The 22,346-nt window shown below is 76.0% G+C and carries 25 protein-coding genes and 2 rRNA genes; 16 read left to right on the top strand and 11 right to left on the bottom strand.

Annotated elements, in window-relative coordinates; translation table 11 throughout:
• The 11 genes from BM158_RS12105 to BM158_RS12055 all read left to right on the top strand — a co-directional run.
• Window positions 1–84 (top strand): 23S ribosomal RNA (locus tag BM158_RS12105); the annotation flags it as partial.
• Between the two features lie 136 nt (window positions 85–220).
• Window positions 221–337, top strand: a 5S ribosomal RNA gene (gene rrf / locus BM158_RS12100).
• A 135-nt stretch (window positions 338–472) separates the two neighbouring features.
• The gene (locus tag BM158_RS12095) at window positions 473–775 is read left to right on the top strand and encodes an urease subunit gamma (RefSeq protein ID WP_091558488.1); all 303 of its coding nucleotides are present in this window, start codon (window positions 473–475) and stop codon (window positions 773–775) included.
• Window positions 772–1,110, top strand: a complete 339-nt coding sequence (locus BM158_RS12090; protein WP_091558486.1) for an urease subunit beta — start codon at window positions 772–774, stop codon at window positions 1,108–1,110. Before BM158_RS12095 ends, BM158_RS12090 begins: the two co-directional genes overlap by 4 nt.
• Window positions 1,110–2,831, top strand: coding sequence for an urease subunit alpha (locus tag BM158_RS12085; RefSeq protein WP_091558483.1), 1,722 nt, complete (start codon window positions 1,110–1,112; stop codon window positions 2,829–2,831). The genes BM158_RS12090 and BM158_RS12085 overlap by 1 nt, the downstream gene beginning before the upstream one ends.
• A 2-nt stretch (window positions 2,832–2,833) precedes the next feature.
• Window positions 2,834–3,532, top strand: coding sequence for an urease accessory protein UreF (locus BM158_RS12080; RefSeq protein WP_091558480.1), 699 nt, complete (start codon window positions 2,834–2,836; stop codon window positions 3,530–3,532).
• Window positions 3,533–3,568: 36 nt separating this feature from the next.
• On the top strand, window positions 3,569–4,255 hold the full coding sequence (gene ureG, locus BM158_RS12075) for an urease accessory protein UreG (protein WP_091558478.1): 687 nt from the start codon (window positions 3,569–3,571) through the stop codon (window positions 4,253–4,255).
• On the top strand, window positions 4,252–4,962 hold the full coding sequence (locus BM158_RS12070; protein WP_091558475.1) for an urease accessory protein UreD: 711 nt from the start codon (window positions 4,252–4,254) through the stop codon (window positions 4,960–4,962). Before ureG ends, BM158_RS12070 begins: the two co-directional genes overlap by 4 nt.
• Window positions 4,959–6,302, top strand: coding sequence for an allantoinase AllB (gene allB / locus BM158_RS12065; RefSeq protein WP_091558472.1), 1,344 nt, complete (start codon window positions 4,959–4,961; stop codon window positions 6,300–6,302). Before BM158_RS12070 ends, allB begins: the two co-directional genes overlap by 4 nt.
• On the top strand, window positions 6,299–7,303 hold the full coding sequence (alc, locus tag BM158_RS12060) for an allantoicase (RefSeq protein WP_091558469.1): 1,005 nt from the start codon (window positions 6,299–6,301) through the stop codon (window positions 7,301–7,303). The genes allB and alc overlap by 4 nt, the downstream gene beginning before the upstream one ends.
• Window positions 7,304–7,367: 64 nt before the next feature.
• On the top strand, window positions 7,368–7,688 hold the full coding sequence (locus BM158_RS12055; protein WP_091558465.1) for a DUF4333 domain-containing protein: 321 nt from the start codon (window positions 7,368–7,370) through the stop codon (window positions 7,686–7,688).
• Between the two features lie 3 nt (window positions 7,689–7,691).
• On the opposite strand, the gene egtE is transcribed toward BM158_RS12055, so the two are convergent.
• Genes egtE through egtA form a run of 5 tightly spaced genes read right to left on the bottom strand, consistent with a single transcriptional unit; the run spans window position 7,692 to window position 13,003 of the window.
• On the bottom strand, window positions 7,692–8,798 hold the full coding sequence (egtE, locus tag BM158_RS12050) for an ergothioneine biosynthesis PLP-dependent enzyme EgtE (RefSeq protein ID WP_091558461.1): 1,107 nt from the start codon (window positions 8,796–8,798) through the stop codon (window positions 7,692–7,694).
• Between the two features lie 23 nt (window positions 8,799–8,821).
• Window positions 8,822–9,790 (bottom strand): L-histidine N(alpha)-methyltransferase, encoded by a 969-nt coding sequence (gene egtD / locus BM158_RS12045; RefSeq protein WP_091558458.1) that lies wholly within the window; start codon window positions 9,788–9,790, stop codon window positions 8,822–8,824.
• Window positions 9,787–10,476 (bottom strand): ergothioneine biosynthesis protein EgtC, encoded by a 690-nt coding sequence (egtC, locus tag BM158_RS12040; RefSeq protein ID WP_091558455.1) that lies wholly within the window; start codon window positions 10,474–10,476, stop codon window positions 9,787–9,789. The genes egtD and egtC overlap by 4 nt, the downstream gene beginning before the upstream one ends.
• 5 nt (window positions 10,477–10,481) lie before the next feature.
• Entirely contained in the window at window positions 10,482–11,756 is a 1,275-nt protein-coding gene (egtB, locus tag BM158_RS12035; protein WP_091558452.1) for an ergothioneine biosynthesis protein EgtB, read from the bottom strand.
• Window positions 11,753–13,003 (bottom strand): ergothioneine biosynthesis glutamate--cysteine ligase EgtA, encoded by a 1,251-nt coding sequence (egtA, locus tag BM158_RS12030; protein ID WP_091558933.1) that lies wholly within the window; start codon window positions 13,001–13,003, stop codon window positions 11,753–11,755. The genes egtB and egtA overlap by 4 nt, the downstream gene beginning before the upstream one ends.
• Before the next feature lie 172 nt (window positions 13,004–13,175).
• Between egtA and BM158_RS12025 the strand changes: the two genes are divergently transcribed.
• Window positions 13,176–13,616, top strand: a complete 441-nt coding sequence (locus tag BM158_RS12025) for a DUF309 domain-containing protein (RefSeq protein WP_229827669.1) — start codon at window positions 13,176–13,178, stop codon at window positions 13,614–13,616.
• Here BM158_RS12025 and BM158_RS12020 read toward each other — a convergent pair.
• Together BM158_RS12020 and BM158_RS12015 are read right to left on the bottom strand one after the other, a co-directional pair.
• Window positions 13,606–14,208 carry a DedA family protein gene (locus BM158_RS12020; protein ID WP_091558446.1) on the bottom strand — a complete coding sequence of 201 codons (603 nt, stop codon included), beginning with the start codon at window positions 14,206–14,208 and terminating at the stop codon, window positions 13,606–13,608. The genes BM158_RS12025 and BM158_RS12020 overlap by 11 nt on opposite strands.
• A 10-nt stretch (window positions 14,209–14,218) precedes the next feature.
• The gene (locus BM158_RS12015) at window positions 14,219–14,686 is read right to left on the bottom strand and encodes a MarR family winged helix-turn-helix transcriptional regulator (RefSeq protein WP_091558444.1); all 468 of its coding nucleotides are present in this window, start codon (window positions 14,684–14,686) and stop codon (window positions 14,219–14,221) included.
• A gap of 76 nt (window positions 14,687–14,762) precedes the next feature.
• Between BM158_RS12015 and BM158_RS12010 the strand changes: the two genes are divergently transcribed.
• The gene (locus BM158_RS12010; RefSeq protein ID WP_091558440.1) at window positions 14,763–15,539 is read left to right on the top strand and encodes a hypothetical protein; all 777 of its coding nucleotides are present in this window, start codon (window positions 14,763–14,765) and stop codon (window positions 15,537–15,539) included.
• A 21-nt stretch (window positions 15,540–15,560) separates the two neighbouring features.
• Here BM158_RS12010 and BM158_RS12005 read toward each other — a convergent pair whose 3' ends face one another.
• On the bottom strand, window positions 15,561–16,073 hold the full coding sequence (locus BM158_RS12005; RefSeq protein ID WP_091558437.1) for an HAAS signaling domain-containing protein: 513 nt from the start codon (window positions 16,071–16,073) through the stop codon (window positions 15,561–15,563).
• Window positions 16,070–16,411, bottom strand: coding sequence for a PadR family transcriptional regulator (locus tag BM158_RS12000; RefSeq protein WP_091558433.1), 342 nt, complete (start codon window positions 16,409–16,411; stop codon window positions 16,070–16,072). The genes BM158_RS12005 and BM158_RS12000 overlap by 4 nt, the downstream gene beginning before the upstream one ends.
• 116 nt (window positions 16,412–16,527) lie before the next feature.
• Between BM158_RS12000 and BM158_RS11995 the strand changes: the two genes are divergently transcribed.
• Genes BM158_RS11995 through BM158_RS11985 form a run of 3 tightly spaced genes read left to right on the top strand, consistent with a single transcriptional unit; the run spans window position 16,528 to window position 19,907 of the window.
• Complete coding sequence (locus BM158_RS11995) at window positions 16,528–18,009, top strand: NAD-dependent malic enzyme (protein ID WP_229827670.1); 1,482 nt, start codon at window positions 16,528–16,530, stop codon at window positions 18,007–18,009.
• A 36-nt stretch (window positions 18,010–18,045) separates the two neighbouring features.
• Complete coding sequence (locus BM158_RS11990) at window positions 18,046–18,990, top strand: ABC transporter substrate-binding protein (protein WP_165628903.1); 945 nt, start codon at window positions 18,046–18,048, stop codon at window positions 18,988–18,990.
• A 59-nt stretch (window positions 18,991–19,049) separates the two neighbouring features.
• Window positions 19,050–19,907 (top strand): Fpg/Nei family DNA glycosylase, encoded by an 858-nt coding sequence (locus BM158_RS11985; RefSeq protein WP_091558427.1) that lies wholly within the window; start codon window positions 19,050–19,052, stop codon window positions 19,905–19,907.
• Window positions 19,908–19,985: 78 nt separating this feature from the next.
• Here the strand turns inward: BM158_RS11985 and BM158_RS22055 are convergent, their stop codons facing one another.
• Complete coding sequence (locus BM158_RS22055; protein ID WP_191328678.1) at window positions 19,986–21,095, bottom strand: YrzE family protein; 1,110 nt, start codon at window positions 21,093–21,095, stop codon at window positions 19,986–19,988.
• Window positions 21,096–21,192: 97 nt separating this feature from the next.
• Window positions 21,193–22,308 (bottom strand): MBL fold metallo-hydrolase, encoded by a 1,116-nt coding sequence (locus BM158_RS11975; protein ID WP_229827671.1) that lies wholly within the window; start codon window positions 22,306–22,308, stop codon window positions 21,193–21,195.
• Window positions 22,309–22,346: the final 38 nt, after the last annotated feature.

Below are 22,346 nucleotides of genomic sequence, written 5' to 3'. Positions count from 1 at the left end.
CAGACCAGCGGGTTGATAGGCCGGAAGTGGAAGCACAGCAATGTGTGGAGCTGACCGGTACTAATAGGCCGAGGACTTGCCTCACCACAACCACGTCCTGATACACAAGCGTGCTCGCGTCCACTGTGCGGTTCTGAAAGAACCGAACACCCCACCCCAACCCCCCAGACCACCAGGTCAACCCGGGGGGTAGGGGTTGGCTCGGAAACTTTCACAGAGTTACGGCGGTCATGGCGAGAGGGAAACGCCCGGTCTCATTCCGAACCCGGAAGCTAAGCCTCTCAGCGCCGATGGTACTGCCCGGGGGACCGGGTGGGAGAGTAGGACACCGCCGGACACCATTCCCAGAACGGGGTCACAGCAACCGCTGTGACCCCGTTCTGGCGTTTCTGCGTCCCCTGTACCGGGTGACGGCAACAGAATCGTCACACCCCGGCGCTACCGTGCACCCACCAGGACGGAAGGGGTCACGGTGCACCTGTCGCCGCACGAGCAGGAGCGGTTGCTGCTCAGCTACGCCGCCGAGCTGGCGCGCCGGCGCCGGGCCCGCGGGCTCAAGCTGAACCTGCCCGAGGCGACGGCCCTGGTCGCCGACCACGTCCTCGAGGGCGCCCGTGACGGCGTTCTCGTCACGGAGCTGATGCAGAGCGGCCGCACCGTCCTCACCCGGGGCGACGTCATGGACGGCGTCCCCGAGCTCCTGGAGGAGGTGCAGGTGGAGGCCACCTTCCCCGACGGGACCAAGCTGGTGACCGTCCACCACCCGATCCCGTGAGCGCCGGCGACCGCGACGGTCGGGGGCAGCGGGTCATCCCCGGTGAGGTGATCCCGGCCGACGGGTGGATCGAGACCCTCCCCGGGGTGCCGCGCGTGCAGCTGCTCGTCGTGAACGCGGGCGACCGCCCGGTGCAGGTGGGCTCGCACTTCCACTTCGCCCAGGCCAACCGCGCCCTCGACTTCGACCGCGCGGTCGCGCACGGTCATCGTCTCGACATCGCCGCCGGCACCGCGGTCCGCTTCGAGCCCGGGATCGAGCAGACCGTCGTCCTCGTGCCCCTCGCCGGGGCACGCGTCGTGCCCGGCCTGACCGCGGAAGGGGGCCTGAGCTGATGGTCCGGCTGTCCCGCGAGCGCTACGCCCAGCTGTACGGCCCCACCACGGGCGACCGCATCCGGCTGGCCGACACCGACCTGCTCATCGAGGTGACCGAGGACCGCTCCGGCGGTCCGGGAGCAGCGGGCGAGGAGGCCGTGTTCGGCGGCGGCAAGGTGATCCGCGAGTCGATGGGGCAGGGCCGCGCGACGCGAGCCGAGGGGGCGCCCGACCTCGTGATCACCGGCGCGGTCGTCCTCGACCACTGGGGTGTCGTCAAGGCCGACGTCGGCATCCGCGACGGACGGATCGTCGCGCTGGGCAAGGCCGGCAACCCCGACACGATGGACGGCGTCCACCCCGACCTCGTCATCGGCCCCGCGACGGAGGTGCTGGCCGGCAACGGCAAGGTCCTCACCGCCGGCGGCATCGACTGCCACGTGCACTTCATCTGCCCGCAGATCGTGCCCACGGCGCTGGGGTCCGGCGTCACCACGCTGATCGGCGGCGGCACCGGCCCGGCCGAGGGGTCCAAGGCCACCACCATCACCCCGGGCGACTGGTACCTCGCCCGGATGCTGGAGTCGATGGACGTCTGGCCGGTCAACGTGGCGCTGCTCGGCAAGGGCAACACCGTCTCGCATGCCTCGCTGGAGGAGCAGCTGCGCGCCGGCGCCAGCGGGTTCAAGCTGCACGAGGACTGGGGCTCCACGCCGGCCGCCATCGACGCCGCGCTCACCGTCGCCGGCCGGCACGGCGTCCCGGTCGCCCTGCACTCCGACACCCTCAACGAGGCCGGGTTCGTCGAGGACACCCTGGCCGCGATCGCCGGCCGCAGCATCCACGCCTACCACACGGAGGGGGCCGGGGGCGGGCACGCACCCGACATCATCACCGTCGCCGGGCACCCGAACGTGCTGCCCAGCAGCACGAACCCGACCCGGCCGCACACCGTGAACACCCTCGACGAGCACCTCGACATGCTCATGGTCTGCCACCACCTCGACAGCTCCGTGCCCGAGGACCTGGCCTTCGCCGAGAGCCGGATCCGGCCCACGACCATCGCGGCCGAGGACCTGCTGCACGACATCGGCGCCATCTCGATGATCGGCTCCGACGCGCAGGCCATGGGCCGGGTCGGCGAGGTCGTGATGCGCACCTGGCAGACCGCGCACGTCATGAAGCGCCGCCGGGGCTCGCTGCCCGGCGACGGCGCGGCCGACAACGCCCGGGCCCGCCGGTACGTCGCCAAGTACACGATCTGCCCCGCGGTGGCGCACGGCATCGACGGCGAGGTCGGGTCGGTCGAACCGGGCAAGCTCGCCGACCTGGTGCTGTGGGACCCCAAGCTGTTCGGCGTCCGGCCGCACGTCGTGCTCAAGGGCGGGATGATCGCCTGGGGCCAGATGGGGGACGCGAACGCCTCGATCCCCACCCCGCAGCCGGTGTACCCGAGGCCGATGTACGGCGCCTACGGCAAGGTCCCGGCGTTGACCTCGGTGCACTTCGTCGCCCAGGCCGCCATCGACGCCGGGCTGGCCGACCGGCTGGCCGTCGACCGGCGCCTGGCCGCCGTCTCCGACACCAGCCGGTTGGGGAAGGCCGACATGCCCGAGAACACCGCGCTGCCCGACATCCGGGTCGACCCGCACACCTTCACGGTGTCCGTCGACGGCGAGGTGTGGGAGCCCGAGCCGGTCGCCGAGCTGCCGATGGCCCAGCGCTACTTCCTGTTCTGACCATGACCGCCGCGCTGCTCACCCTCGCCGACTCCCGGCTGCCCGCCGGGGGCCACACCCATTCCGGTGGTGTGGAGCAGGCGATCGCCGCCGGCATCGTGCACGACCCGCGCAGCCTCGAGGTGTTCCTGCGCCGCCGGCTGACCACTGCGGGTTCGACCGCGGCCGGCCTGGCGGCTGCGGCGTGCCGGGCCGCCGGCCGGGACGAGCCACGACGGGCGTCGCTGGCCCGGCTCGACGCCGAGGCCGACGCCCGGACGCCGTCACCGGCGCTGCGGCAGGCCTCCCGGCAGCAGGGCCGCGGCCTGGTCCGCGTGGGACGGCGGGCCTGGCCCACGGCCGCCTGGGACGACCTGCCACCGCACCCCCACCACCCGCTGGCGCTCGGCGTGGCCGCCGCAGCCGCCGGGCTCGGCCCCGCCGACGCCGCGCAGGCCGCCGCCTACCTGTCGATCACCGGCTCGGCCACCGCCGCGCAGCGGCTGCTCGCCATGGACCCGATCACCGTCGCCACCGTCACCGCCCGGCTGGCCGCCGAGGTCGACGCCGTCGGGGCCGGTGCGGACCAGGCCGCCGCGGGCGGGCCGGCGCCGACGGACGGCGAGCCGGGCCCGGCGTGGCTGCCGGCCGGCACCGACCCGCTCCTGGACCTGCTCGCCGAGGTCCACGCCGACCGCGACGACCGCTACTTCGCCTCCTGATCCACGACCACGACCCCCAGACCACCGGGAGCGACCATGCCGCCTGACCACCTGCTCGACGACTACGTGGACCCCTACGACGACCCCGCTGCCCGCGGCCACCGGCACGGCCCGCTGCGCGTCGGTCTCGGCGGCCCGGTCGGGTCGGGGAAGACCGCCCTGGCCGCCGCGCTGTGCCGCACGCTGGGCGCCGAGCTCGACCTCGCCGTCGTCACCAACGACATCTACACGACCGAGGACGCCGACTTCCTGCGCCGCAACGCCGTGCTGCCCGACGACCGCATCGAGGCCGTGCAGACCGGCTGCTGCCCGCACACCGCCATCCGTGACGACATCACCGCCAACCTCGACGCCGTCGAGCTGCTGGAGTCCCGCCACCCCGGCCTGGAGCTGGTGCTGGTGGAGTCCGGCGGTGACAACCTGACCGCGTCGTTCAGCTACGGCCTGGTCGACGTGCAGATCTTCGTGGTCGACGTGGCCGGCGGGGACAAGGTCCCGCGCAAGGGCGGGCCGGGCGTCACCGCCTCGGACCTGCTGGTGGTCAACAAGACCGACCTCGCACCGCTGGTGGGCGCCGACCTCGACGTCATGCGCCGCGACGCGGGCGCCGTCCGGGCCGGCAAGCCCACCCTGCTCATCTCCCTGCGGGAGGACCCCGCCGCCACCGAGGTGGCCGGCTGGGTGCGCCAGCAGCTGCGGAGCCGCGCGGCCCAGCACGCGTGAGGACCCTCGTCGAGGTGGTCGCCCGCGCCGGGCCGGGCGGGCGCACCGTGCTGCCCGTCGTCCGGGCCAGCGGCCAGCTCGCGGTGCGCCGGACCGGTCCGTCCACCGTGCACCTGGTCGCCACCGCGTTCGGCCCGCTGGGCGGGGACGACGCCGAGGTCCGCCTCGTCGTCGAGGCCGGCGCCCGGCTGGCCGTGCGCACCGTCGCGGCCGCCGTGGTGCTGCCGGCGCGGGGCGAGTCGCCGCCGTCGGTGCAGCGGGTCCGCGCCGAGGTCGCCGGCAGCCTGGACCTGCGGGCCGAGCCGACCGTCGTGACCCGCGGCGCGCACCACCACGCGCTGCTGCACGCCCAGCTCGACGACGACGCGGAGCTCACCGCCACCGAGCAGGTGCAGCTCGGCCGCGTCGGCGAGGAGCCCGGCCGCTGGACCGGCACCACGCGCGTCGAGCGGGCCGGCACCCCGCTGCTGCACACCACCGTCGGGCTGGGCCCCGGCGCCCCGGCCTGGCTGCCCCCGGTCGCCCCCCGCGCCTACGCCAGCACCGTGCACGCCGGTGCGGCGCTGGCCCGCGCCACCGGGGAGGACGCCGTCCGGCTGCCGCTGGAGCGTGGTTGGGTGGCCACCGCCTGGGGTGACCGGCTCGCCCCCACCCTGGGCCGGCTGGCCCTGCTCGAGGGCGCCGCACCCGTCGAGGAGGCCCAGTGATCGTCCGCGCCCGCCGCGTCGTGCTGCCCGACGGGGAGCGCCCGGCCGCCGTGCACGCCACGGGCGGCCGCATCACCGCCGTCACCGGCTTCGACGACGTCGCGGACGGCGACGTCACCGGCGACGACGTCACCACCCTGGCCGACGACGAGGTGCTGCTGCCCGGCCTGGTGGACAGCCACGTGCACGTCAACGAGCCCGGCCGCACCGAGTGGGAGGGCTTCGCCAGCGCCACCCGCGCGGCCGCGGCCGGCGGCATCACCACCGTCGTGGACATGCCGCTGAACTCGATCCCGCCCACCACCACCCTCGACGGGCTGGCCACCAAGAGGGCCGTCGCCGCGGGCCAGGTGTCGGTCGACGTCGCGTTCTGGGGCGGCGCCGTCCCCGGGAACACCGGCGAGCTGCGGCCGATGCTGGACGCCGGAGTCGTCGGCTTCAAGTGCTTCCTGCTCGACAGCGGCGTCCCCGAGTTCCCCCCGCTGGACGACGCCGGCCTGCGCGCGGTGCTCACCGAGCTCGCCGCCGTCGACGGGCTGCTCATCGCGCACTGCGAGGACGAGGCCACCATCGACGCCGCCCCCGACCCCGAGGGGCGCAGCTACGCCGGGTTCCTCGCCTCCCGCCCGCCCGCCGCCGAGGAGACCGCCATCGCCCGGCTGCTCGCCGCGGCCGCCGACACCGGCGCGCGGGTGCACGTCGTGCACCTTGCCGACGCCGGGGCGCTGCCGCTGCTGCGCCGGGCCCGGGCCGACGGCGTCCGGGTGACGGTGGAGACCTGCCCGCACTACCTGACCTTCGCCGCCGACGAGGTCCCCGACGGCGACACCGCCTACAAGTGCTGCCCCCCCATCCGCGAGGCCGCCCACCGCGAGGCGCTGTGGCAGGCCCTGGCAGACGGCGACGTCGACCTCGTGGTCAGCGACCACTCGCCGTGCACGCCCGAGCTCAAGCGGCTCGACGTCGGCGACTTCGGCCTGGCCTGGGGCGGCATCGCCGGGCTGCAGGTCACCCTGTCGGCGGTGTGGACCGGCGCCCGGGCGCGCGGTCTGCCGCTGGGCCGGGTCGTCGAGCTGATGTCCGCGGCCCCGGCCGCGCTGGCCGGGCTGCCGACCAAGGGCGGGATCGCGGTCGGCAAGGACGCCGACCTGGTCGCCTTCGCCCCCGACGCCACGGCCACCGTGGGCGTGCTGGAGCACCGCAACCCGGTGACCCCCTACGCCGGCCGGGAGCTGACCGGGGTGGTCCGCCGGGTCTGGCTGCACGGCGAGCCGCTGGACGGCGGGGCACCGCGGGGTCGCCTCCTGGACCGGGGCGGCTCTGCCAGAGTGACCGGGTGACCGCACCGGACTGGACCACGCTGCCCGACCTCGCGAACCGGGCCCAGGGCGGCGCGGTGGTCGCCGCCAACGACGAGTTCTTCGCCGCCCGGGAGAACCTGGTGCTGCCCGGCCCGGCGCAGGCCCGCCCCGACTTCGGGCACAAGGGCAAGGAGTACGACGGCTGGGAGACCCGCCGCCGCCGCGAGCCCGGCGAGGACTGGGCGGTCGTCCGGCTCGGCACGCCGGGCGTGGTGGCCGGGGTCGTCGTCGACACCGCCTTCTTCCTGGGCAACTACCCGCCGCAGGCCTCGGTGCAGGCGGTCGCCGTCGAGGGCCACCCCTCGGTCGAGGAGCTGGTGGCCGCCGACTGGCAGCCGCTGCTGCCCCGCGTCGACCTCGCCGGCGGCACCGCCAACGCCTTCGCCGTCGAGCCCGGGCCGCGGGTCACCCACGTCCGGCTGACCATCCACCCCGACGGCGGCGTGGCCCGCTTCCGGGTGCACGGCACCGCCGTCCCCGACCCCCGGTTCCTCGACGCCGGGCCCTTCGACCTGGCCGCGCTGGAGAACGGCGGCCGGGTCACCGCGGTGAGCAACGCCTTCTACGGCAGCCCGCACCAGCTCATCGGCCGCGGGGACGCCGCGAACATGGGCGGCGGCTGGGAGAACGCCCGGCGGCGCGGCGGGGGCAACGACTGGGTCGACGTGCAGCTGGCCTGCGAGGGCGTGGTCACCCTCGCCGAGCTCGACACCTCCTGGTTCCTGGGCAACGCCCCGGGCGAGGCCGCGCTGACCGGCCGCACCGCCGACGGTGCGCAGGTGCAGCTGCTGCCCCGCACCCGGCTGCAGCCCGACACCCGGCACCGGTTCCTGCTCGAGGACGCCCCCGGGGTGGTGGCCGTGCGGCTGGACGTCTTCCCCGACGGCGGGATGGCCCGGCTGCGGCTGTGGGGCCGGGCCACCGAGGCCGGCCGGGGGGAGCTGCAGCGGGCCCTCGACGACGCCGGGCGGAACGCGTGAGTCCCGGTTAGGTTCTGGGCCGACGCACAGGGGACCCCCAGGTGCGCCTGGCCGAGGAGGAGCCATGTCCCGCACCCGCCGCACCCTGCTGGGTCTCGCCGCCGCCACCCTGCTGCCGCTGGGCCTGGCCTCCTGCGGAGCCGGGTCGATCGACTCCGACGACGTCGAGGACCAGGCGGAGACCCAGCTGCAGCAGCAGCTCGGCACCGACGTCCGTCCCGACATCGACTGCGAGGACGACCTGCCCGCCGAGGAGGGTGCGACGATCACCTGCGCGCTCACCGCCGACGGTCTCGAGGGCACCTACGACGTCACGATGACCACCACGTCGGTCGAGGGCGACACCGCCAACTTCGACATCCAGGTCGCCGACAGCCCGCGCTGACCCTCAGCCGGCGCGCAGCGCCTCGACCAGGGTGTCGAGGTCGGCGTCGGTCACGTCCAGGTGCGGGGAGACCCGCAGCACCGGCTCCCGCAGCTCGCCCGGCGCCCGCGCGGGCAGGCACAGCGTCGTGACCACGCCGTGCTCGGCCCGCAGCCGGGCGTGCGCGGTGACGACGTCCGGGCCGGTCAGGGTGGTGGACGCGGTCGGCTCGTCCAGCGGCTCGACCGCCGTCCAGCCCGGGACGTCGGCCACCCGCTCGCGCACCGCGGAGCCGATGCCGGCCAGCCGCTCGCGCACCGCCACCGGACCGGCGGCCAGGTGCTCGCCGATCGCCAGGGTCAGCCCGACCCGGCCGGCCACGTGCGCGTCGTGCGTCTCGTAGGACAGCGCGTCGTCCGGGTCGCCCTGCACCGGCCGCAGCCCGGCGCGGAAGGCGGGCCGGGTGACCAGGAAACCGACGCCGCGCGGCCCGGTCAGCCACTTGCGGGAGGTGCCGTAGACGACGTCGGCCGCGACGTCGCAGTCCACCTGGCCCAGGGCCTGCGCCACGTCGACCACGAGCGGGACGCCGGTGGCCCGGCACAGCCGGGACAGCTCGGTCCAGGGCTGCACGACGCCGCGGTGGCTGGCCACCACGGTCAGGTGCACCGCGGCCGGCGGGTCCGCCCGCACCAGCCGGGCGGTGGCGTCCAGGTCCAGCCGGCCCAGGTCGTCGGCGGGCAGCAGCAGCGGCTCCAGGCCGTGGTGGGTCAGCGCGGCGAGGTTGCCGTGGTACTCCCCGGGCAGCACGGCCACCCGCGACCCGGCCGGCAGCGGCCAGGCGTCGAGCAGGATGCGGATCGAGGACGACGCGCTCTCGGTGAACGCGACGTCGGCGGCGGCCATCCCGACCATCCCGGCCAGCACCGACCGGCCCTGCTGCAGCAGCATCTCCGCCGACTCCTGCGCCACGTAGCCGCCGACCTCGGCCTCGTGCCGGGCGTGGTGGGCCACCGCGTCGAGCACCTTGGCCGACTGCCGGCTGCACGCCGCGGAGTCCAGGTGCACCCCGGCGGGCCGGGGACGGGCAGCGCGCCAGGCGGCGCCGAGCTCCGGGTGGGGGAGGGTCACCCGCACATCCTCGTCGGGGTCGCTCAGAACGGTGTGGCCAGGGTCAGCGCGAAGTCGCCGTCCGGGTCGGTCCAGCACTCCGCCGCCCGCAGCCCGGCCGCCGCCAGCTCCTGCGCCACCTGCTCGGTGCGGAACTTGGTGGAGACCTCGGTGCGGATGTCCTCACCCGCCGCGAAGGGGACGTCGAGGTCCAGCGCGCCGATGTGCACCACCTGGTCGCGGACCGCCCGCAGCCGCATCTCGATCCAGGAGTTCTCCGGGTCCCAGAGCGCGACGTGGGTGAAGGCGTCCAGGTCGGCGTCGGCGTCCAGCTCGCGGTTCACGACGGCCAGCACGTTCTTGTTGAACGCCGCGGTCACCCCCGCCGCGTCGTCGTAGGCGGCGACCAGCCGGCCGGTGTCCTTGACCAGGTCGGTGCCCAGCAGGAACCAGTCACCGGGGTCGAGCACCGCCCCGACGTCGGCCAGGAACGCCGCGCGGGGCCCCGGCTCCAGGTTGCCGATCGTGGACCCGAGGAAGGCCACCAGCCGGGTGCCCTCGCGCGGCAGCTTGCCCAGGTGCTGGGTGAAGTCGCCGACCGCCGCGTCCACGGCGAGGTCGGGGAACCGCTCGCCGATCACCCGGCCGGCGTGCTGCAGCACCGACGGGTCGACGTCGAAGGGCACGAACCGGCGCAGCGTGCCGGCGGTGGTCAGCGCCTGCAGGATCAGCTGGGTCTTCTCCGACGTCCCGCTGCCGAGCTCCACGAGGGTGTCCGCCCCCGACAGCACCGCGACCTCGTCGGCGTGCTCGGCGAGGATGGCCCGCTCGGCGCGGGTCGGGTAGTACTCGGGCAGCCGGGTGATCGCGTCGAACAGCTCGCTGCCGCGCGCGTCGTAGAACCAGGTCGGCGGCAGCGTCCTCGGCGTCGCGGTCAGCCCGGCCCGCACGTCGGCGCGCAGCGCGGCGCCGGCGTCGACGGGGCCGAGGTGGTCGGTCAGGGTGAAGCTCACTGCAGGGCCTCCAGGGCGGTGCCGTCGGGGGTGACCGTGACCAGGTGCCGGTCGGGGACGTCGGTCCAGCGCGGGTCGTCGTCGAAGGGCTCGCTGGCAACCACGGTGCCCTCGTCGGTGGTGAGCACCGAGAGGGTGTCGCCCCAGGTGGTGGCCAGCAGCCGGGTGCCGTCGGTGGCCAGCAGGTTCAGCCGCGCGGCGGGGTCCGCCGTCCCCACCTCGACGACGACGTCGCCGAGCGTCTCGGCGCCGCGGGAGAGGACGACCGCGGCGAGCTGGGCGCTGTCGCACACCGACTCCGCGCCGGGCGCGGGCGGCAGCACGGCGCGGTCGACCCGGCCGTTGTGCGAGAGCAGCCAGCGGCCGTCGGTGAACGGCGCCGCGGCGGTCTCGTCGACCGGCATGCCGACGGTGGCCGACCGGACGGCGGCCAGCACGCACGTCGACGCCACCGCCGGGGCGACCGAGGCGAAGGACGCCGAGCCCCACAGCGGGGTGGCCGCGCGCCAGCGGGCGGGCTCGGGCCGGTCGGGGGCCCACCAGCCCACGCCCCAGCCGTCGGCGTTGACCGTGCCGTGCCGCTGCCGCCGCGGGGCGTAGGACTGCACCAGCAGCGAGGACGGCGGCTCCAGCACCAGCGACGCCAGCGTGCGCGGGCGGCCCAGCCAGGCGATGTGCCTACACACGGTGCCTACACATCCCAGGCCAGCCGGACGCCGCTGAAGACCTGCCGCCGCTGCGGGTGGTCCCAGTTGCGGAAGCTCGGCCGCAGGATCGACGCCCCGACCGACCACGCGCCCCCGCGCAGCACCTTGTAGTCGCCGCCGAAGAACGGTGCGGAGTAGTCGGCGTAGAGCATCGGGGTGAAGCCGGGCCACGCGGTGAAGTCCGAGGACGTCCACTCCCACACGTCGCCCATCAGCTGCTCGACGCCGTACGCCGAGGCGCCGGCCGGGTACGCGCCGACGGGGGCGGGGCGCAGCGCGGTGCCGCCGAGGTTGGCCAGGTCCGGGGTCGGCTCGGCGGAGCCCCAGGGATGCCGGCGGCGGCGGCCGGTGGCCGGGTCCCAGGCGGCGGCCTTCTCCCACTCCACCTCGGTGGGCAGCCGGGCGCCGGCCCAGCGGGCGTAGGCGTCGGCCTCGAACCAGGTGATGTGCTGGACCGGTTCGTCACCGGGCACCTCCTCGACCAGCCCGAACCGGGTGCGGGTGCCGTCGCCGTGCCAGCCCATCGGGTGCGCCAGGCCCATGTCGGTGCGCACCTGCCAGCCCCGCTCGCTCCACAGCTCGGGCCGGGCGTAGCCGCCGTCCCCGATGAACCCCGCGTACTCGGCGTTGGTGACCGGCACCCGGCCGATCCGGAAGGCGGGGACGTCGACGGTGTGCGCGCCGCGCTCGTTGTCCAGGCTGAACGGCTCGTCCGTGCCGTCCACGCCGATGACCGCGGGGCCGCCGGGGACCAGCACCGAGGTGCCGGCGACGCCGGGCCGACCGGGCGGCAGCGGGGTGCCGGCGCCGAGGACGGCGGGGCCGCGGCGCAGCTGCAGGGTCTGCAGCATCGTCTCGTCGTGCTGCTGCTCGTGGCTGACCACCATGGCCACCTCGAACGCGTCGGCGTCGGCGACCCGGTCCAGCACCCGGGCGCGCACCTCGGCGACGTAGCTGCGCGCGTCCACCGGCGGGAGGAGGGGGAGCGTGGCGCGGACCGCGCGGGGGTGGGTGAAGGCGTCGTAGAGCTGCTCGACGTCCGGCGGCAGGATCCCGCACCGCCCGGCCTGGCCGCCGCGCAGCAGCCAGAGGTCCTCCTGCTGGCCGATGTGCGCGAGGTCCCAGACCAGCGGGCTCATCAGCGGGTCGTGCTGGCGCAGCAGCTCGGGCTCGTCGAGGTCGGTCAGGTGCAGGGTACGGTCGCGGGCCGCGGCCAGGTCGCGGACCACGGCGTCGATGTCGGTCCTGAGATCGGTCACTGGTCCTCCTCGGTGGCCGCGAGCAGCGCGGCCTCGGGCCCGTGGGCGCGGGCGGTGGTCAGCACGGCGTCGCCGGGGCCGGTGCCCGCCTCGACCTGCTCGGCGAGGGCGTGCACCTCGGCGCGCAGGTCCGCGGGCACCCGGTCGGCGGCCGCGGCCAGGCAGGCGCGGGCGGCGGCGTGCAGGGCGGGGTCGGCCAGGCCCCGGTGCGCGGCGGTGGTCCACCGGCCCACGACGGGCAGGCACGCCGCGGCCGCGGCGTCGGCGGCGACCGGGTCGTCGAGCAGGGTGGCGGTCACCGCGGCGAGCGCGGGCCAGGCCGGGCCGGCGTCGAGGTAGCGGATCTCCAGGAACCCGCGCAGCCGGACCGGCGGGAACAGCGTGGTCAGGTGGTAGTCCAGGTCGCCGGCCGAGGGGCGGCGGCCGCCGAGCAGGGTGGTGCCCGCGGCCCAGTCGGCGAACGGCACCCGCCCGGTGACCGGCTCGGCGCCGCCCGCGTCGGTGAACCGGACCAGCATCACCGGGGCGGCGAGGGCGTACTCGGCCCACTCCTCGGCCGGGTCCCGGCGGCCCAGCAGCGGCCCGCAGCGGGCCTGGTCCAGGTCACCCCACACCTGCTGCCGGGTGGAGGCCCACCCGGTCTCCCGGCCGGCCAGCATCGGCGAGCTCGCCGACACCGCGACCAGCACCGGGCCCAGCGCGTGCGCCAGGGCGACCCGGTCGCGCTGCTCGGCCGGGGCGCCCGCCTCCAGGTTGACCTGCACCGACGCCGTCGAGGTCATCATCGCCGCGCCGGCGCGGGGGCAGCCGACGGCGGCGAAGTGCTGCTCCATCGCGGCGTACCGCGGGCCGGGGCTGACCCGCGCCGCCGGGCGGGCGGGGTCGGTGCCCAGCGGCGCCAGCCCGAGACCCGCGGCGCCCAGCACCGGGCGCAGCACGCCCGCGTCGGCGCGCAGGCCGGCCACCGCGGCGGCGACGTCGTCCCCGGGTGGGCCGGACAGCTCGACCTGGCCGCCGGGCTCGAGGGTGACCCGGCTGCCGCCGGGGAGCGGGCCGAGGTCGTCGACCAGGCCGGTGATCCGCGCCCACGGCACCCGGCGGCCCGGGGAGCCGCGGTCGACCAGGTGCGCCTCGAGCTCCAGGCCCACCGGGCCGGGCGCGGCGGGGGTCAGCGCCCCGCGCCGGACGTGCTCGAGGGCCTCGTCGACGCCGGCCAGCTCGCCGACGTGCTCGCCGTGCAGGGACATGGCCACGTCCACCCCCTCCAGGTCCGGACCGGTCGACGACGACCGCGGGTCGGTGCGGGGGCGGCTCGTCCACAACGGGCCGTCCTCTCCTCCTAGCTTGCACACGACGCCCCGCCGGGGGCAACCCCGGGGGGACGTCGACACCTCCCGTCCACCCGCGCAGGATGGGGTGGTGGCACGGGACCGGGACGCCGAGGGCCGGGCGCGGAACGCGCGCCCGCGGGACGGGCTGGGCCGGCCGCTGCCCTACGGCTCGCCCGACGTGCCGCGGGCGCCGGAGGGCGTCGTGCGGACGGCGGAGCAGACCCTCGACGAGGCGCAGCGGCTGCTGGACGCCGGCCGGCCCTTCCACGCGCACGAGGTGTTCGAGGACGCCTGGAAGACCGGCCCGGGCGACCAGCGGCAGCTCTGGCGGGGCCTCGCACAGCTGGCGGTGGGGCTGACCCACGCCGCCCGGGGCAACGCCGTCGGCGCGCGGACGCTGCGCGAGCGGGCCGCCGGGCACCTGGAGGAGGCGGCGCCGGTGGCCGCCGTCCTGGGGGTGGACGCCGCTGCCCTGGCGGCGTGGGCGCGGGGCCCGGCGGCGGAGGGCCGGCCGCGGCTCAGGCGGTGACCGCGACCCGGCGCCGGCGGACCAGCTTCGCGGCGAGGAGGACCAGCAGGACCGTGCCGACGACCAGGGGGACGGCGACGTAGACGTCGGGGTCCAGCGGCGGCATCAGGTTCGCCGCGGTGGTGCCGCTGGTGACCAGGACGCTGGCCCAGACCACGGCGCCGGCGAACTGGGCGACGGCGAAGCGCCGGTAGGGCACGCCGGCCGCGGCGGCCGCGCGGGGCGTGAGCGTGCGGGTGCCGGCGACGCACTGGGCGACCGCGACGGCCACCACCGGGTGCCGGCGCAGCCCGCGGAAGACCTTCGACAGCAGCGTGCGGACCTTGCCCCTGGCCTTGACCGGGGCGTCGCTGTGCTGGCCCCGCCACCAGGACAGGTGGGCGCCGACCACGGTGGCCGCGGTGACGACGGCGATCACCAGCGGCAGCGGGAAACCGCGGTCGACCGCGAGCCAGCCGGCGGCCAGCGCGGCGGTGCTGCCGGGCAGCAGCATGCCGACCAGGAAGGCGGCCTCGGCGACCAGGACGACGGCGATGACGGCCAGGCCGGTGCCCCGCGGGGCGCTGGCCAGGGCGTTCAGCAGGTCCTCCACGCGGCGGGTGCTACCCCGCGGGTGCCTCCGGCGAACCCGGGCGGGGGCGCAACGCCTCGACCGCCCGGTGCAGGAACCGGGCCACGACCTGCACCTCCTCGTCGGTCATCCCCTGCAGGACCGCGCCGACGTCCTCGGCCATCGGGGTGAAGAACTCCCGGGCCAGCTCGCGGGCGGTGTCCTGCACCTTGAGCACGACCCGGCGCCGGTCGGTGGTGGAGCGCTCGCGGACCAGGTGGCCCGACCGCTCGAGCCGGTCGACCAGCGCGGTGGTGGCGGGCGAGGACAGCCGCAGCTCGGTGGCCAGCAGGCCCGGCGTCATCTCCCGGCCGGCGACCGAGGCGCCCACCACGACGGCCAGTGCGTCGAGGTCGGTGCGGTGCAGGTCGTGCGTCTCGCCGAAGACGGCCGCCGTCCGGTTGCTCTCGACCGCGACCGAGCGGAGGAGCAGGACGACCTCGCGGTGCCGTGCGTCCATCGTCACCTCCGGGTTTCGGCCCGATTGTTCCACGGTAGAGAGATCTGGTCGTCGAGAAGCGTGCGAGGAGCAGAACATGAAGGACACCACACGGGTGGTCGCGGTCGTCGTGGCCGCCGTGGCCCAGGTCGCCGGGAGCCCGCTGGGCACCGTCCTGTCCGGCCGCAGCGTCGGGGACGTCAGCGACGGCGCCCGCTCGCTGGTCACCCCGGCCGGCTACGCGTTCAGCATCTGGGGAGTGATCTTCCTGGGCTCGCTGGCCTGGGCCGTCCACCAGGCGCTGCCGTCGCAGCGCACCCGCGAGGTGCACCGGCGCACCGGCTGGCCGCTCGCGCTGGCCTTCGCCGGCAACGCGGTCTGGGAGGTGGTCTACCCGTTCGCCTCGCCGGCGGCGCAGTGGACCGCCCAGGTGGTCATCTTCGGCATCACCGCCGGTGCGGCCGTCGCCTACGCGCGGCTGCAGGACCTCGACGTCACCGGTGCGGCCCGGGTGCTGCCCGCCGCCACCGCCGGCCTGCTGCTGGGCTGGGTGACCGTGGCGCCGGTGGCCAACGTCGGCAACACCGGCGTCGCCCTGCTCGGCATCGACCCGGGCACCACGTCGTCGCAGGTCTGGGCGGTCGTCGCGCTGGTCGCGGTGGCGGTCGTCGGCGGTGCGCTGGTGCTGGCCTCGAGGGTCGCGGCCGGGCCGTTCGCCCTCGCCGTCGTCTGGGGCACCACCGCGATCGCCGCGGCCGGCGGCCCGTTGCCGGTCACCGTGGCCGCGCTGGGTGCCGCCGTCGTCGTCGCCGGGTCGCTGGTGATCCGGGCCGCCGCGCTGCGCGGCGGCCGGGAGGCCCTGCTCGTCGGCTGACCCGCCCGGTGACCACGCGGGTCAGCGGGTGACCAGGATGAGGCCCCAGGCGGCGAGCACCAGCACCACCGGGATGGCGACCAGGACGACCACCCCCCAGGGCGAGGACGGCACCATGTCCGCGCCGGTGCGGGGGTCGCGGACCCGGGAGGAGCGGCGCTGCACCCGGACGGCGGCCGGGATGCCCACCACCAGCCCGACCAGCACCCACACCCAGCCGGCGAGCCCGCGGTACTCCTCGCCCAGCAGCTGGGCCAGGGCCCCCTGCGCGACGAGCCACCCGGCGGTGCCGGCGGAGGCCAGGGTGATCGCGGTGGACCACCACGGGTCGCGGCGCTGCCCGGTGGCCAGCGTCCGGGCGTACTCCTTGGCCGGGCCGAAGGCCGCGACCGGGTCCTCGCCGGTGTCGGCGACGTGGCTCTCCACCTCGGCCACCGCCTCGCCGATCCGGTCGCCGGGCACGTCCTTCAGGCGCAGCGCCACGATCAGCTCCTGGCGGTAGCGGGCCAGGGCGGGTGCGGTCTCGGCGTTCATCGGGTGCTCCTCGGGTCGGGGAGCAGGCTCGCGGCCCGCTCGGTGAACGTGTGCCAGGCCGCCGCGCGGCGGCGCAGGTGCTCGCGACCGGTGTCGGTCACGGCGAAGAACTTGCGGCCGGGGCCGCCGACGCCCTCGCGCCAGGCCGAGGTGAGCAGCCCGTCGGTCTCCAGCCGGTTCAGGACCGGGTAGAGGGTGCCGCCCTTCACGGCGCCGAAGCCCGCGGCCTGCAGCCGCTGGGCGACGGCGTACCCGTAGGTCTCGGCCTCGGCGACCGTGGCCAGCACCGCCATCGGCAGCACCGCCCGCAGCCAGTCGCTCGGGATGTCGGCGTCCATGACTAGAAGCTAGCGACGACTAGTCAGTGACGCAACCTAGTCGGGGCGGTTCGTGGTCGCAGTGTTCGGCGCCGCACCGCTGGACCGCGCACCCCCCGGGGCCGAGCATCGACACCGTGACGAGCGACGCTGCCCCGACCACCCCGCCCGCGCCGACCCCGCCGGTGCGCGGGCCGGTGACCTCGGCGTCCTACTCGATCACCGTGCGGCTGTCGGCCGACGGCGACCCGGCCAGCATCGGCCGCATCGCCACCGCGGTGGGCTCGGCGGGTGGCGCGGTGACCGCGCTGGACGTCGTGGAGTCCCGCTCGGACGGGCTGACCGTGGACGTCACCTGCTCGGCCGCCGACGCCGCGCACTCCGAGGAGGTCGTCGCCGCGCTCGACGCCCTCGACGCCGTGCACGTGCGCAAGGTCAGCGACCGCACCTTCCTGCTGCACCTGGGCGGCAAGATCGAGGTCGGCTCGAAGGTGCCGCTGAGGACCCGCGACGACCTGTCGATGGCCTACACCCCCGGCGTCGCCCGGGTCTGCCTGGCGCTGGCCGACCACCCCGAGGACGTCCGCCGGCTCACCATCAAGGGCAACACCGTCGCCGTCGTGACGGACGGGTCCGCCGTCCTGGGCCTGGGCGACATCGGCCCCGGCGCGGCCATGCCGGTGATGGAGGGCAAGGCCGCGCTGTTCAAGCGGTTCGGCGACATCGACGCCTGGCCCATCTGCCTGGACACCCAGGACGTCGACGAGATCGTGCGCACCGTCGAGCTCATCGCCCCCGGCTTCGGCGGCATCAACCTCGAGGACATCGCCGCGCCCCGGTGCTTCGAGATCGAGGCCCGGCTGCGCGCCAAGCTCGACATCCCGGTGTTCCACGACGACCAGCACGGGACGGCGATCGTTGCCCTCGCCGCGCTGCGCAACGCGCTGCGGGTGGTGGACAAGGAGCTCGCCGACGTGCGCATCGTCGTCGCCGGGGGCGGTGCGGCCGGGACGGCGATCGTGTCGCTGCTGCTGGAGGCCGGCGCCCGGCACGTGCTGGTGTGGGACCGCGAGGGCGTGCTCTCCCCGGACGACGACCGGCTCTCCCCGGCCAAGCTCGACCTGGCCCGGCGGACCAACCCCGGGTGCGTGCGCGGCGAGCTGACCGACGCGCTGGTGGGCGCCGACGTGTTCATCGGCGTCAGCGCCGGCAACGTGCTGCCGGTCGAGGCGCTGGAGCACATGGCCGAGCGGTCCATCGTGTTCCCGATGGCCAACCCGACGCCGGAGGTCGACCCCATCCGGGCCCGCGCGCACTGCGCCGTGGTCGCCTCGGGCCGGTCGGACCTGCCGAACCAGATCAACAACGTGCTGGCCTTCCCCGGGGTGTTCCGGGGCCTGCTCGACGCCCGGGCGACCGAGATCCGGCCGGGGATGCTGCTGGCCGCGGCCGACGCGCTGGCCGCCGTGGTCCGGGACGACCAGCTCAACGCCAACTACATCATCCCCAGCGTCTTCGACGCCGCGGCGACCGAGGCGGTGGCCACGGCGGTGGAGGAGTCGGCCCGGCAGATCCCCGGGGCGACCGTGGACCTGGACGAGAACAGCCTCCCGGTGTGATTAGGTGAGCCTCACCTAATCCACAGGAGGCTCACCGTGGCACGCCGGACCGCTCTGCTCGCCCTCGTCACCGCCGGGGCGGTGCTGACCGGGTGCGGCGGCACCGATGCCCCGGCGCCGGCCGCCCAGGAGGGGCCCGGCACCCGGGAGGTCGTGCACGCCCTCGGGACGACGACGATCACCGGGACGCCCGAGCGCGTCGTGGTCCTGGACTCCGGCGAGCTCGACGCGGTCACCGCGCTCGGCGTCGTCCCGGTGGGCGCGGTGGAGACCGGGGGCCTGCTCGACGAGCTCGCCGCCACCCACGGCTTCGACGCCGGTGACGTGACCGTCGTGGGGTCGATCGCCGAGCCCGACCTGGAGGCGGTGGCCGCGCTGCAGCCGGACCTGATCCTCACCAACGCCGTCCGGCACGAGGCCCTCCACCAGCAGCTGTCGGCCCTCGCGCCGACCGTGCAGGCCGCCGAGCTGGGCGCGGTCTGGCAGGAGAACTTCCTGCTCGACGCCGAGGCGCTGGGCATGACCGAGCGGGCCGAGGAGATCCTGGCCGACTACGAGCGGCGGGTCGGGGAGATCGGTGCCGCGTGGGGGGACCCGGCCGCCACCGAGGTCGCCGTCCTGCGGTTCATGGGCGGGGACGAGATCCGCGCCTACGCCCGCGGGTCCTTCGTCGGCAGCGTGCTGGAGGACGTCGGGTTCACCTGGCCGGCGGCGCTGGACACCACCGAGAACCGGGTGGAGCTGACCGCCGAGTCCCTGGACCTGGTCACCTCCGACGTCGTGTTCTGGTCGCCCGGGTTCGGCGACGGCGGGGCGGGGGAGTCGGTGTCGCTGATGTCGGGCGAGCTGTGGACGTCGCTGCCCCCGGTGCAGGCCGGCGCCGACCACGAGGTCGACGACAGCCGCTGGTTCCTGGGCCTGGGCCCGACGGGCGCCGGCCTGGTGCTCGACGACCTCGCGGAGATCACCGCCTCGCGCTGACCACCCGACCGGGGGACGGCCGTTGGACGCGGTGGAGCCCGGAGGGCGACCATGGATGCATGCCCGAGCTGCCCGAGGTCGAGGCGCTGGCCGCCTTCCTGCGCGAGAACGCCGTCGGCAAGGTGGTCGCGCGGGTCGACCTCGCCGGCATCCAGACGCTGAAGACCTTCGACCCGCCGCTGTCCTCGCTGGCCGGCCTGGAGGTCACCGGCGCGGGCCGGATGGGCAAGTTCCTGGACATCGACGTGTCGGGGATCCACCTGGTGGTGCACCTGGCCCGGGCGGGCTGGCTGCACTGGCGGGCCGAGCTGCCCACCGCCCCGCCCAAGCCCGGCAAGGGGCCGCTCGCCGTCCGGGTGCACCTGGACGACGGCGCGGGCTTCGACCTGACCGAGCAGGGCACCCGCAAGGGTCTGGCGGTGTACGCCGTGCGTTCGCCGTCCTCGGAGGTGCCGGGCATCGCCCGGCTGGGCCCGGACGCCCTCGAGGTGGACGCCGAGTCCTTCGCCGCGCTGATGCGGGGGCGGAAGGGCCAGCTCAAGGGCGCGCTGACCGACCAGACCCTGGTCTCCGGCATCGGCAACGCCTACTCCGACGAGATCCTGCACGTGGCGAAGCTGTCGCCGTTCAAGGGTGCGGACAAGCTGACCGACGGGGAGTCGCTGCGGCTCTTCGACGCGGTGCGCACCACGCTGACCGACGCGCTGGAGCGCCAGGTCGGCCAGCAGGCGGCCAAGCTCAAGGGCGAGAAGCGGGCGAACCTGCGGGTGCACGCCCGCACCGGCCTGCCGTGCCCGGTGTGCGGGGACACGGTGCGCGAGGTGTCCTTCGCCGACACCTCGCTGCAGTACTGCCCCACCTGCCAGACCGGCGGCAAGCCGCTGGCCGACCGGCGGATGTCCAAGCTCCTGCGCTGACGACGACCGGGCGGGGGAAGCCCTGCACCCACCCACGGGCCCCGTGGGTGGGTGCAGGGCTTCCCCTGCCCGGGTCGGTCAGACCTCGGCGGGCTCGAAGGCGGCCCGGTCGACCTTGCGGTGGTAGCGGGAGCCGAGCTTGCCGCCGATCATCGCGCCCAGCAGGGTCACCAGCAGCACCGCACCCAGCGCGATCAGCCCGCCGGTCGTCGCGGTGCCCGAGTCGACGGGCAGCGACGGCAGGTTGAGCTGGTCGAAGAAGTTGTACTGGGTGCCCAGCACCAGCCCGGCCAACGCGGCGAGCACCAGCACGATGACGCCCCACAGCCACACGCCGAGGCCCTGCTTGGTCCCGTTGAACCGGGCCATCCGGCCGGCGACGTAGCCGCCGGCGAGGTAGGCGATGAACAGCACGACCAGCAGCGCGATCGCCGCGCCCAGGCCGATGCCGCTGTTGGCCTGGTCGGCGGCCTCCTGGGGTGTGCCGAGGGTGGAGTAGAGGCCGAAGGCCAGGCCGGCCGCGGACAGGATCGCCAGCAGGATCACCGCGATGCCCACCGCGCTCATCCAGCCGAAGAACGCCGACCCCATGTGCAGGCCGCCGTAGCGGGCGCGCTGGGCGGCGGCCATCTCCTTGGCGCTGGTCGGGACGACGGCGCCGGTGCGGTCGTCGCGGCCGTCGCCGTCGCGGTCGACCGGGGCCGCCGCCACGGTGTCGTGCCGGTGGTCGTCGTGCCGGTGGTCGTCGTGCCGGACCCCGTCGTGCCGGGTCGTGTCGTGGCGCAGGTCGCCGCGGTCGCCGTGGTCGTCGTGCCGGTCCCGGTCGTGCCCGGCCGCCGCGGCCCCGCCGACCCCGGCCGCCGCGGCCGCGGCGCCGAGACCGTGCCCGCGGTCGCCGTGCCGGGCCGCCGTGTCGGCGGTGGTCGGCGTCCCCCCGGGCTCGGGGGTCACGCCCGGCGCGGCGCCCGCGGCGCCGGGCGCCGCGGTGTTGGCCGGGCTGGTGCCGGGTGCGGCGTGGCCGGGCAGGACGGAGGTCTGCTCGGCGGGCACCCGCTCGTCGTGGACCGGCGGGGCGTACCCCTGCTGGTCGTGGACCTGCGGGCCGGTGGTGGAGCCGGCGCCGGTCACGGGCGTCGCCCCGTGCCGGCCGGTCGGGTCGGGGGTGGTGCCCCGGGTGTCGTCGGCCATGGCGCGTCCCCTCCTGGGAGGTCTGCACCGGGGCCAGGCCGGCCCCGGTCGTCGACGCTGTGTGCCCCGGACCGGCGGCGGCGAACCCTCGCCGGGGTCACTCGGCGACGGCGGTCCACCAGTCGGGGGTGGCGGGGACGTCGCCGGTGAGGTCCAGCCGCTCCCCGGGCCGGGGGACGACGACCGGCACGTCGCCGGCCGCGGCGAGCAGCCGGTCCACCGGCTCGGCCCAGGCGTGGAAGGCCAGGTTGAAGGTGGCCCAGTGGATGGGCAGCAGCACCCGCCCGCCGAGGTCGCCGTGCGCGCGGACGGCCTCCTCGGGGTCCATGTGGATGGCCGGCCACTGCGGGGCGTAGGCGCCGACCGGCAGCAGCGTCAGGTCGAAGGGCCCGTGCTGGGCGCCGATCGCGGCGAACGCGGGGTGGTAGCCGGTGTCGCCGCCGAAGAAGACCCGGTGCCGCGGCCCGCGGACCACCCACGAGGACCACAGCGTGTCGTCGCGGGTCAGGCCCCGGCCGGAGAAGTGCCGGGCCTCGGCGCACACCAGGGTCAGCTCGCCGACCCGGTGCTCGCCGTCCCAGTCGAGCTCGACGACCCGGTCGGCGGGCACGCCCCAGCCGCGCAGGTGCTCCCCGATGCCCAGCGGCACGACGAACGGGGCGTCCTGCTCGCGGACCAGCCGCTCGACGGTGGGCAGGTCGAGGTGGTCGTAGTGGTCGTGGCTGATGAGGACGGCGTCCACGCGCGGCAGCTCCTCCAGCGGCCCGGGCACCGGGTGCAGCCGCTTGGGCCCCACCAGGGCGGACGGCGACACCCGCTCGCCCCACACCGGGTCGACCAGGACGCGGCCGCCGTCGACCTCCAGCAGTGCGCTGGCGTGGCCGAACCAGGTGACGGCGAGCTCGGCGGCCTCCTCGGGCAGCTGCGGGCTGACCAGCGGGACCGGCCGGGCCGGGGCGCCGCGGCGGCGGCTGCGGCGCAGCTCGCGGACCAGCTCGGCCCGGTCGCCGTCGACGGCGGTCGGGGTGGGCAGCGTGTTGCGGAACCTGCCCTCCGAGAAGTTGGGCGACCCGGCGACGGTGGGCCGCAGGGCGCGGCGGCCGGCGCCCATCGAGCGGGGCACGCCCCACGCGGCGCGGGTGACCAGGGCCGCGGGCACGGCGAGGGCGGCGGTGAGCACGGCGGCGAGCGGGGAGCGGTGGCGGGTCGGCACACCCCCAGCATCCCCGCCGCGGCGGCCGTGCGCCGCGA

The organism is Klenkia taihuensis, from assembly GCF_900112525.1.
Classification (GTDB): Bacteria; Actinomycetota; Actinomycetes; order Mycobacteriales; family Geodermatophilaceae; genus Klenkia; species Klenkia taihuensis.
This window is presented reverse-complemented; position numbering and strand designations above follow the sequence as displayed.